A 10,892-nucleotide genomic window follows, 5' to 3' on the forward strand; every position below is an offset into this window, starting at 1 on the left:
GGCATGAGCAGCGCCTTCGATCCCTACCCCTTCATCCTCCTCAACCTGCTGCTCTCCTGCATCGCCGCCATCCAGGCGCCGATCATCATGATGAGCCAGCGGCGGCAGGAGTCCAAGGACCGCCTGCGCTCCTTCAACGACTACCGCGTCAACCTCAAGGCCGAGCTGGAAGTGCGCCATCTGCACGAAAAGCTCGACTACCTCATCTCGCGCCAATGGACGCGGCTGGCCGAAATGCAGCAGATGCAGCTGGACGCCATGCACGAACTGGCGGGTGCGAAGAAGCCGAAGCGGGCGGTGCGGAGAAGGCGCACAGTGAAAAGTGAGGCGGCAACCTCATAGGCCGCAGCCTGGACGCCCGAGCCAGGTCGCTGCGCCATTCCTCCAATTGCCCGTTGAAGCCCGCGCCTGGTTCCGCTAAGAAGCCGTGACTTGCCGGTTCACCGGCTGGTTCGTTTTCCGGATTACCGGGAAGCACCCGTAGCTCAGCTGGATAGAGCGCTGCCCTCCGAAGGCAGAGGTCACAGGTTCGAATCCTGTCGGGTGCGCCACTTTTGTACTGCAAAAACATGTAGTTAGCAAGACCATTTCTTGATGGGAAGAGGTCGGGAAAGACGTCGCGGAAGCACCACGGAAGCAGTCGGCAGGATATTCGGATTAGCTATAGGCCAGACGCTATCCAGTCAGGCGCCCGTTTCCCGTCAAACCAAACTACCGATTGCGGCAATAGCTACGTTTATGGCCGTGACGATGCTTTTAGACAACGGCCAGTTTCAACCTGCCCACGTTAGGGAACTTGCCACCCGGCAAGCCTTGGCCAGTCTAGCGAGATTTATAAAGTGGTTGCGTTCAGCAGAGCATCCTCGTCCGCAAGCGAAACATGTTGTTGACGGTGCAAGCGTCGACCGTCAAATCGCATAGTCCGAGCGTGGCGGGCACGCAAAACTAGATCAGGTATAGCAGTCGCTAGAAATATATGCATTTAGTGCAGCGGCGACCTGACCTTAGCGGTCAAAGTCTTTACCAAGTGTTGTTTCTGGGCAAGGGCTGTCCGTTGAGGCGCTCACGCCGCGAGGATTGAAGAATGCTCAACCAGTCAGAAACACTCTACCCATCTCTGACCCCACTCGCGGTCCAAGTCCGCTGGAAGGTTCCAACCGAATTCCCGGCGTGCCCGGAGGAATTCACCGACGACGCCCTTCTTCTTTATGAATCGCGCCTCTCTTTCAGCAGTGTCTTCGCGCGCAACCAGCTCTCCACGAGCCTCGTCGTCGACCGGAATCTCAAGGACGATGACCTGATCGTACTCACTCATTTTGCCGGCGAAGCTATAAAGAATTGGGCAGTGGCCCACATTTCAATCCATGACGGCCTTTTCCATCACCGAAGTGAATTCACCTTCTTCAGTCTCAAGGGCGCTCTGAAGCACTTCTGCGAATTAACGGGCGAAGGCCTTGGCGACTCGATCGATGACTATTGCTCATGACGTACCAGCTAATGTCGATGCAGAAATGGTGCTGCATATCGACGATCCCGGTTGAGCGCAGGTGTCGAGCGTGCGCGATGACCTAGTGAGCGGTCAGGTTCGAAGTCACGGTGCCGAGCAGCATCAAGAGGGATGATGCCGGAGGTGGCCAAGATGGAACATGAGAACCTGCTAGTCGTCGGTGCCGGCTTCTCGCGTAACGCTGGGCTGCCCTTGGCTAGCGCTTTCACCTCGGCCTTGCTCAACACGACGAGGCTGAATTTGACCGGGCCAAGCAACGCCTTGGTGCGGTTCGTCGAGGATTTTGTCAACGCAACGTTCGCCGAGGGACAAAGCGCCTTGGCCGAGGATTGGCCGGAACTCGAGGACGTGTTCACGCTGGTGGATCTGTCCGCCAACACCGGTCACCACCTCGGCAACTATTCGGCTTCCGAACTACGCCTGGTGCGCCGCGCCATGTTAGTGCGCATGATCCTGATGCTCTCGCAGCACTACACGAGGGCCCAGCGATCGCCGAACGCTGATTGGCGACAGCTCGAAAGGTTCTTCCGAGAGTTCGATGAGAGCCAGACTGCCGTCCTCAGCATGAACTGGGACACGGTAATCGAGGCAGGACTTGCCCGAACCCAAGGGTTGGACAGGATCGATTATGGCTGCGATGCGACCGGCGTGGACTTCCAGACTAACGGGCAACTGCGCACTCGGCGGCCGAACAGTCGCACGAGGGTGATGCTCACCAAGCCACATGGTTCGGTGAATTGGCTCTACTGCGATGCGTGTCGCGACGTTTTTTGGATGCCGCCCAGTAGCGTTAGCAAGGCTGCACAGATCCTATTCCGCGAACAGGATTGGAGAGCGGTGGCGAATCGCACGCGTCTACGGCAATCGAACCCTGTGCGCGGTCCCGCCTGCCCGCATTGCGGCAATCACGCCCTGGGCACCCGCTTCGCGACCTTCAGTTACCGCAAGGCCTTGGACTTTCCGATGCATGCGGCCAGCTGGCGCACGGCCGAGAGGCACATGCGCGACGCTACCCACTGGATCTTCTTCGGCTACTCGATGCCCAGCGCCGACTTCGAGTTCAAGTACCTGCTCAAGCGGGTGCAACTGGCGTTGCGCGACAAGCCGCGGATAACCGTCATTACCGGAGGCACGGCAGCGGCGGCGACTGAAACGGTGCGCCGGTTTGACAAGTTCTTCGGCAACGTGCCAGGCGAGCGCTTCTATTTCGCGGATGGACTCACCGACGAGGTCCTCGACCATCTGCGCGACATAGGCGTGATGAACCCATGATGTGGAGATCGTGTAACTGATGCAGGGCGGGGGAGTTGGGAAAGCGGCATTCAGATGGCCGTCGCAGGTCGACCGCAACGCGTTCCCCATTCGGCCATTCTTGTCATACGGTCCAGACGCCGAAAGTAGCCACAATGCGGTGCTCAAACAAGAGTCCCTATGACGTCCGCACCTTTAGTCCCTCAATCACAAAATCCGTGTTGTTGGCCCACCAGGCCAGACCAAAAAGGCGGGTCGAAGTCTCAGCTAGAAACTCCTCATAAGTTGTGGATTTCGGCTACAGAATTTTTTCGTAAAGCAGCCAGAACCGACGAAACATGGTCCTTTACTGAATTTGTCATCCTTTCCATCAAGCCGTTTGGATTTGCTTCATGCCGACGCTGCTTCATTTGTCCGACCTTCACCGCTCCAAAGCTGATCCGCTAGACAATGACACATTGTTGGCTTCTCTCCTCAACGATATTGATCGTTTCGCGCTCAATCACGAGCGACCCCAAGCCTTGATCGTGAGCGGGGACCTCATCCAAGGTGTTCGCTTGGGAGAAGCGAACTTCGATCACGAGATGAGGCAGCAGTACGCCGACGCTTTCGATTTAATCGGGCGCCTTTGCGACGCTCTTCTAAATGGTGATCGTTCAGTCGTAGTAATCGTGCCTGGTAATCACGACATTTGCTGGAACACTTCCGTTTCGTCCGTTGAACCCGTCACCAATGACAGATATCCCAAGCCATTGAAGCCAGCGCTGATAGCGCGCGACGGGCAGTTGAGATGGTCGTGGGAAGAGCAGCGTCTCTACCGGGTAAGCGATCAAGAAGCATACAAGCGCCGACTCGGAGCTTACTGGGACGCATTAGAGAAATTCTATTCCGGAGTCGATCTGCCTGCTCCGATTGACCGGACTCGCGGCTTTCACCTGTTTCGACTTTTCAACAATGCCATGGTAGTGGCGGCGTTCGAGTCCACTCACCGGAATGACCACCTGCGATTCGAAGCGGAGCTCGCTACTGGCGTTGTCTCTCGTTGCAGCTTGGAGCTTCGAAAGCTAGGGTTGAACGCCTCGTTGCTTGCGGCGGTTTGGCATCACAGTATTCACGGTCCTCCTAGTAGGGACGACTACCTGAATATCGAGACCATCACGGAAATGGCTGGGCTTGGTTTTCAAATCGGGTTTCACGGCCATCAGCATCTGGCCGAGAGTACTGATCTGTCCGTTAGTATTGGTGGCGGATCCACGATGTGCGTGGTTAGCGCTGGTTCCCTGTGCGCGGGGTGGACTGATCTGCCACGAGGGACGAACCGACAGTACAATATGGTCCGGTTTGACGCCGACCTTACGAGCGCGACCCTGCACATTCGCGAGATGGCGGAAGGCAACCAATTCTCGGCGATGAAAAGAGGGCGGTTTGTCGATGGCGAGGTTCCGCTGACGTGGTCCCCGAACCTTAACGGCGCCGGCCAGCCAGCGAAACCTGATCAAAGACGACTAAATCACCTGACCATCGCGGTAGAGGAGTCAGTTAGGCGACGACTAGCCACTCCGGCAACAACGGAACTCTTGGCTCTCAAGCCTTCGCCAGGAACCTACCCACGCAGGGTTTTGCTATCTGCCCTTCAAGCAGCCGGTGATTGGCAGGCGATACGGGCCAACTTCTGGCCAACAAATTACTCGGACGAGGCGCTGGCCGCCGCCGAGGCCGCTTATCAGTTGAAAGACCTCGAATGCCTAGACGCCGTTATCGCTAGCGGCCAACTGCGGGAGGAACATAAGGACACCTTCAAGGTCCGCCGAGAGATGCTTTTGATGGGGAGAGGGCGGTGATTATGGACGAAACACTCATTCCGTTTGACGTCGAGACCTCACGGATCATCGAGCTCCTTGCCAAGCAAATCTATCAATCACCATTCGCATTGCTCCGGGAGAACGTGCAAAACGCTTTCGACGCCATACGGGAAAGAATGCAGATCGATAGGAATTTCCACCCCCGAATCGACGTCAGCATCGAGCATGATAGGATAAAGATCGCCGACAACGGTATCGGTATGTCGCGTGACGAGTTGAGGCGCCACTTTTGGACCGCCGGTAGCAGCAGCAAGAATAATCCGGAAGCTCGCGCCGCCGGCGTTGTTGGAACCTTTGGTATCGGAGCGATGGCGAATTTCGGGATCGCGAAAATCGTCATCGTCGAGACCGAAAGTGCCCGTGCCTCGGAGCGAACCCTGTCGAGTGCAAAGCGGGAAACTTTATCGCTGCGGGAGGACTGCGTGACGATGCAGCGCCTCGAGGTTATCGGGCAACCCGGTACGGTCATCACGGCTGAGCTTATGTCGCCGGGATCCATAAATTTGGTGGAAGCAAAACGGTACCTGCGGGAGTTCGTCAGGCTCGTTGATGTTCCGATCTTCGTCAACGAAGAACTCATCAGTCAGGTCCCGCTGGAACAGGCCGTGCCTGCCATTCCGACGAACTATTACGAGCGGCTGGAAGCGGTTCGCGTGGGCCCCAACCTCCAAGCGACAGGTGATATCGCAATCTCGGGTAACGCCATCATGCGCTTAGTCCTGACCGATCTGTTTTGGAACGGTCAACCATTGAAGGGCCATTTGGCGCTGCGTAGCGGTGACGGGGCCATCCACACCGCCCGAAGCGGGTTCGGCCTTGCGATGGCTCCAATAAACTCTATCTACGCCTTCGGCGGCGTGATTGACATGCAAGTCCTGCAGCCCACGGCGGGTCGCGAAGCACTCACGTCGGACGGCGTGCAACTGCTACAGTCGATGATGACGGAAATTGACAATTTCGCTTCCGAGCGCCTGTCAAACACCGAGCAGTGCAATCAGAGCACCCCATTCATGCAATGGATCTGCTCAAATGGGCGCTACGACCTCGCGGGCAATTTAGCCATAGAGGTTTCGGGACAAGAGGATGTATCCTTGAAGGATGCAGTCGTTTTATCCAGCCAGCGCACTGTTCGTTTATATGGTGGCAGCGATCCAACCGTCATCAAAACGTTCTCCTCCGAGGACTCATTCCTGCTAATCTTGTCGCGAAACAATCCTCGGCGGCATTGTCAGGAGGGATACCTCGGACGACATCCAGTGATCGAAGCTATCCCGGACAGGCCAACCGTCGTTAATCTGCAAGAAGGCATTGACCTAACCAGTTCAAAATGGGCGGTTTCATACCGTCTAGTATCAATCATCTCCGAGGATTTTTTCATCGACGTCGAGGTGGCGTTTGGAGAGATTTCCCATGGCGTGGCTGTGGTGGTGGACCAAAGTAAAAGGAGCGGGAAGACGCTGGTTATTCTCAACTCCACGGCCACGGCGGTGATCACGCTCCTTCAGGTGTACGAGACACATCTTGACGCGTTTCGAAGCTTGGCAAAGGACTTCGCGCGGAACGTTATATTCCCACACATCTCGCAAATTGTTCCAAGCAGCACTCGCCAGGGAGCGGAAGCCTTTATCGAAGCGATGCGCAGAAAGAGGGAAACATTCGAGTACGATAGCGACGAACTCGATGAACTGCCTTCGATCATGAAGGACTACCACGAAGGAAGGATTACACTTGAGACGCTGATCGACAAATCGAAGTTCGCGGCGCAAACAAGCGTTCAGATCGTGGAAGGTGCGTCGCCGGTTCGTGATGTCGTGCCGGATCTCATCGAAAACGAGAGAGCCGTTCAAGACCCGGCTAACCCTCATACCCAATGGATCGCCGAGCCCTCGATACTGCGTACCGAAATTGGCTCGCCCGCAAAGCTGATAACCATTGATCCCTCTGAACCGGACCTGCGCGGTTACAGGTGCTTTATCGCGCTTGCTCCAAGGACTTTCACCGAATTCGGTGATTTCTTCACGCAGCCGCACTCCACCTCGGTTGTTTGGGGCGGACAGAAAGCGCTGTTCATCTTCATCCACCACTCAGGCGAGTTTGGCGTTTACTACGATATGCAGACAATGGACTTTGTCAGTGAGAGCGCCGGGGGCGGTTCCCACCGAACGTGCACGATCATGCTGAGAGACCGCATTTACATTCCAGTGCCACCATCGATACAAGCTAGTTTCATCCCAAAACCCGGTGAGAAGAAGCGCTTTGAGATAAAGGCAGACCTTATCAGAACAGGTGCCGCCAAGTCGATGTAAACCATTATGTTGTGAGTAAGCGCCGAAACATCACGCCAACATACTCTTTCTGAGGCGTTGTCTTAGTCAATGCATTTTGAGGATTGAGGGGTAACTTTCTGCGCCGGTGCCCGCGTCAAAACGGGTACCGAAAAACACATCAGCAGGTGCGCTCGTGCCCGAATTAGGCCCATTGCGGACGAGTGGCTCCAAGATGGCTACCTCGCCATGACAACGTGACTTGAGGAATGATCACGCTGTTTTGAGAAGCGGCCAACTGGTTACGGTAGCCCCTTGTAGGCCAGCCGAGCCCGCACGCCGTCAGCCCCCCGCCATCACCCGCACACTCTCCCGTTCCACCAGCGGGCACTCCAGCTTCGTGATCGGATACCGCCCCCGTCCAGGCGCCGCCGGTGCCTCCAGCTGCTCGATCGCCCATTGGCCCATCGCCATGTGCGGCAGGATCGAGGTGGTCAGCGGCGGGAACAAATGCCGGGCGATTTCCTCGTCGTCGTAGCCGACGACGGAAATATCCCCAGGGATGTGCAGGCCGGCTTCCTTCAGCGCTTCGTAGCAGCCGATCGCGGTGCGGTCGTTCTGGCAGAAGATGGCGGTGGGCCTGTCCTTCAGTGCCAGCAGCTTGACGGTCGCGGCGTAGCCGGCGCTGGCCGACCAGTCGCCCTCGACCACCAGGTCGGGATCGAACGGGATGTCGGCGGTGGCGAGCGCGCGGCGGTAGCCTTTCAGCCGGTCCTGGGCGGCCTGCATCCACGGCTCGCCGGTGATGGTGGCGATGCGGCGGTGGCCGTGGCTGATCAGGTGGCGGGTCGAGCTCTGGCCGCCGGCGATCTCGCTCGGCACCACGGCAGGGAAGGCATAGTCCGCCGTGTAGCAGTTGAGCAGGATCACGGGGATGTCGAGGCCGTAGAGATAGTCGGGCGCTGATATCTCGCGGGTGAAGATGGTCATGTAGATCAGCGCCGAAATGCCCCGCTTGGTGAGTGCCGAAATGGCGCGCGGCTCCATGACGGAATCGCCCAGCGTCTGCGCCACCAGAAGCACATTGCCGGCATTCCACGAGGCCTGCCGCGCGCCCTCGATGGCGACCACGGCTTCCGGGCTGGTGGCGAGCTGGTCGACGGCAAAGCCGATCACCCCGTCCAGGCCTTCGAAGGCGGGGATCGGCGGGTGAAGGGCCTCGAAAGCGGGCGCGGTGTAGCCAAGGGTCCGCGCGGCTTCGATCACCCGGTCGCGGGTCTGCTGCGACAGCTTGATGCCTGGCGAATTGTTGAGCACGAAGGAAACGGTCGCCTGCGAGCAGCCGGCCGCCCTGGCAATGTCGATCATGGTGACGCGGCCCTTGGCGCCCTTGGCCGGCGCCTTGCGTCGCCTCGCCGTGTCGCTGGCCGGATCCGTCGTCTCGCTCATGGCACCCCCAAATCCCAGTCTGTCCTAGCGGCAGCCGGCCATGCCGGCAAGATGGCGTGACGCCGTCGATTGATGGAAATCGTCAAAGGGCATTTATAACTATTAGTGACCCAAGGTCCATCCGCCATACGCCTCCGCACAGGTTGAAACGCAAATGCCGCAAGGCTCTCGCCTTGGCGCAGTCGAGGGCGGCTCGTCGGCGAATAGGCCGCGAAACCACGGTCATGTCTTCAGAATGCACCTCGAAACTAATACTGTTTACTAATACAAAAATGCGCTGTACCGTCAATCCGTCGCGTCCGGCCCGGTTGGTCCGGAGCGGCGGGAGTGTACGAGAAATAGCCCGATGGCGAGCGGATCTTACCTCCGCGAGCCTTGTGTCGAATATGTGATATGTCTGACAAATCGGACTATTTACGAATGAAGGATGAGTCTCTAAGGTCGCTGTCGTGGCTGGAACGACGCCATTCTTTCGGTGCCGGGAACCCCTTTGAGGAGGAGGGCGTCCAAGCTGCAAACGGCAAAATCAGGTCAGTGCAAGATCGGCCGGTCCAACGACTGAGCCAAACGGGAGGTTGAACATGAAATCCTTGATACGAAATGCATCCGTAGCCGCGACCGCGCTGCTGCTTGGCCTGTCGGCCACGGCAATCGCGCGCGCCGACGACAAGCCGACGCTGGCCTTCGTCGTCAACGGCGCTTCCGATTTCTGGAAGGCCGCCGAAGCCGGCGTCAAGAAGGCGCAGGGCGAGCTGCCGGACTACACGCTCGAGCTCAAATATCCCGAGCAGTCCTCGGTCGCCATCCAGCAGCGGCTGATGGACGATTTGGTGACCGCCGGCGTCAAGGGCATCATGGTCTCGGCCGTCGATCCGAAGACCTCCACCGATGGCCTCAACAAGATCGCCTCGGAAACGGCGCTGTTCACCACCGATAGCGACGCCCCGCAGACCAAGCGCGTCGCCTATATCGGCTCGTCCAATGTCGATGCCGGCAAGCAGGCGGCCGAAATCGCCAAGAAGGCGATGCCCAATGGCGGCAAGTGCCTCGGCTTCGTCGGCCTGCTCGGCGCCGACAATGCCAAGGAGCGCATCCAGGGCATGAAGGATGGCCTGGCCGGCACCAAGATCGAGCTGATCGACGTGCGCGGCGACGACATCGACCAGGCGCGCGCCAAGAAGAACGTCGAGGACGCGCTGGTCGCCAGCCCCGACGTCACCTGCATGGTCGGCTTCTACTCCTACAACACGCCGCGCATCTATGAAGCGCTGCGCGATGCCGGCAAGCTCGGCTCGATCACCGTCGTCGGTTTCGATGACGATCCGATCACGTTGGGCGGCGTCAAGGAAGGCACCGTTGCCGCCACCGTCGTGCAGCAGCCCTTCGAATGGGCCTATCAGGGCATGAAGCTGATGGCTGCCTATCTCAAGGGCGACAAGTCGGGCATCCCGGCAGGCAACCTCATCATCATCCCGACCAAGATCATCGGCAAGGATGACGTCGACGCCTATGCCGCCAATCTGAAGGCGATGTCCGGAAACTAAGACATAATGCAGTTCAGCCGGCTCAACGTCGCTTGGGCCGGCTGCTCGCATTGACGAACACCGCGAGGATCGTCAGTCTGCCAAAAGATCGGCCCGCCAATCGCTGTCAGGCATGATGAATTATTCCGACACATCCATTGCTGCATCCGTGACCGCCCCGTTCCTCAGCCTTGAGAACGTGCGGAAGACCTATCCGGGCGTCGTCGCGCTCGACGGCTTCTCCATGGAGGTCAGGCCGGGCGAGGTCATCGGCCTCGTCGGCGAAAACGGCGCCGGCAAATCGACCTTGATGAAGATCCTCGGCGGCGTCACCACGCCGGACAGCGGCACGATCACCGTCGACGGCACCGCGCATGACAGGCTCTCCGTCGAAGGCAGCCTGGGGTCGGGCATCGCCTTCGTCCACCAGGAACTCAACCTGTTCGACAATCTCGATGTCGCCGCCAACATCTTCTTTGGCCGGGAGCCGTTGCGCGCCGGGCCGCTCAAGCTCGTCGACCGCGCAAAGCTGCGCACCATGGTGGCGCCGCTGCTGAAGCGCGTCGGTGCCAATTTCTCCGCCGACACGCAGGTCGCGACCCTGTCGCTCGCCCAGCAGCAGATGGTCGAGATCGCCAAGGCGCTGTCGATCGAGGCACGGCTGGTCATCCTCGACGAGCCGACATCGAGCCTGCCGCTCGCCGAGACCGACAAATTGCTCGACGTCATCAAGGCGCTGAAGGCCGACGGCATCAGCGTCATCTTCATTTCGCACCGCCTGCACGAGGTCGAGCGCGTCGCCGACCGCGTCGTCGTGCTGCGCGACGGCATGCTGGCCGGCACTTTGCAAAAGCGCGACATCGGCCACGACCAGATGGTCAAGCTGATGATCGGCCGCATGCTGAAGGAGCGCGAAAAAGCCTCCGAGGCGGCGCGTCCGCCCGGCGCTGTCGCCCTTGCGGCCAAGGCCATCCGCACGCCGGCCTATCCCGGCCGGCCGGTCGATCTCGATGTCAGGCGCGGCGAAATCCTCGGC

8 protein-coding genes and 1 tRNA gene are annotated in these 10,892 nt (G+C 58.8%); 8 read left to right on the plus strand and 1 reads right to left on the minus strand.

Annotated elements, in window-relative coordinates; genetic code table 11:
• The 6 genes from EN935_RS09250 to EN935_RS09275 form a co-directional block, all read left to right on the plus strand.
• Window positions 1–342 (plus strand): DUF1003 domain-containing protein (locus EN935_RS09250; protein ID WP_127373282.1); only part of this gene is annotated, 342 nt, incomplete at its 5' end.
• A gap of 132 nt (window positions 343–474) precedes the next feature.
• Window positions 475–551, plus strand: a tRNA-Arg gene (locus EN935_RS09255).
• A 533-nt stretch (window positions 552–1,084) separates the two neighbouring features.
• A complete protein-coding gene (locus tag EN935_RS09260; RefSeq protein ID WP_127262367.1) occupies window positions 1,085–1,486 on the plus strand; it encodes a hypothetical protein in 402 nt (133 codons plus the stop codon).
• A gap of 153 nt (window positions 1,487–1,639) precedes the next feature.
• Window positions 1,640–2,779 carry a hypothetical protein gene (locus tag EN935_RS09265; protein ID WP_127262366.1) on the plus strand — a complete coding sequence of 380 codons (1,140 nt, stop codon included), beginning with the start codon at window positions 1,640–1,642 and terminating at the stop codon, window positions 2,777–2,779.
• Window positions 2,780–3,150: 371 nt separating this feature from the next.
• Entirely contained in the window at window positions 3,151–4,599 is a 1,449-nt protein-coding gene (locus tag EN935_RS09270) for a metallophosphoesterase (protein WP_127262365.1), read from the plus strand.
• 2 nt (window positions 4,600–4,601) lie between these two features.
• Window positions 4,602–6,926 (plus strand): ATP-binding protein, encoded by a 2,325-nt coding sequence (locus tag EN935_RS09275; RefSeq protein ID WP_127262364.1) that lies wholly within the window; start codon window positions 4,602–4,604, stop codon window positions 6,924–6,926.
• Between the two features lie 300 nt (window positions 6,927–7,226).
• On the opposite strand, the gene EN935_RS09280 is transcribed toward EN935_RS09275, so the two are convergent.
• Window positions 7,227–8,333: a LacI family DNA-binding transcriptional regulator gene (locus tag EN935_RS09280; RefSeq protein WP_206532341.1), complete on the minus strand. Its 1,107-nt coding sequence runs from the start codon at window positions 8,331–8,333 to the stop codon at window positions 7,227–7,229.
• Between the two features lie 581 nt (window positions 8,334–8,914).
• Between EN935_RS09280 and EN935_RS09290 the strand changes: the two genes are divergently transcribed.
• Together EN935_RS09290 and EN935_RS09295 are read left to right on the plus strand one after the other, a co-directional pair.
• On the plus strand, window positions 8,915–9,877 hold the full coding sequence (locus tag EN935_RS09290; RefSeq protein ID WP_127262363.1) for a sugar-binding protein: 963 nt from the start codon (window positions 8,915–8,917) through the stop codon (window positions 9,875–9,877).
• A gap of 115 nt (window positions 9,878–9,992) precedes the next feature.
• Window positions 9,993–10,892, plus strand: a 900-nt coding sequence (locus EN935_RS09295; protein WP_164771056.1) for a sugar ABC transporter ATP-binding protein, incomplete at its 3' end; no start/stop codon positions are given.

This window comes from Mesorhizobium sp. M7D.F.Ca.US.004.03.1.1, from assembly GCF_003998635.1.
Lineage (GTDB): Bacteria > Pseudomonadota > Alphaproteobacteria > Rhizobiales > Rhizobiaceae > Mesorhizobium > Mesorhizobium loti.

Excerpts from the sequence above, each read along its gene's own strand:
- EN935_RS09260 (WP_127262367.1), top strand. The coding sequence starts at position 1,085 with ATGCTCAACCAGTCAGAAACACTCTACCCATCTCTGACCCCACTCGCG.
- EN935_RS09265 (WP_127262366.1), top strand. The coding sequence starts at position 1,640 with ATGGAACATGAGAACCTGCTAGTCGTCGGTGCCGGCTTCTCGCGTAAC.
- EN935_RS09270 (WP_127262365.1), top strand. The coding sequence starts at position 3,151 with ATGCCGACGCTGCTTCATTTGTCCGACCTTCACCGCTCCAAAGCTGAT.
- EN935_RS09275 (WP_127262364.1), top strand. The coding sequence starts at position 4,602 with ATGGACGAAACACTCATTCCGTTTGACGTCGAGACCTCACGGATCATC.
- EN935_RS09280 (WP_206532341.1), bottom strand. The coding sequence starts at position 8,333 with ATGAGCGAGACGACGGATCCGGCCAGCGACACGGCGAGGCGACGCAAG.
- EN935_RS09290 (WP_127262363.1), top strand. The coding sequence starts at position 8,915 with ATGAAATCCTTGATACGAAATGCATCCGTAGCCGCGACCGCGCTGCTG.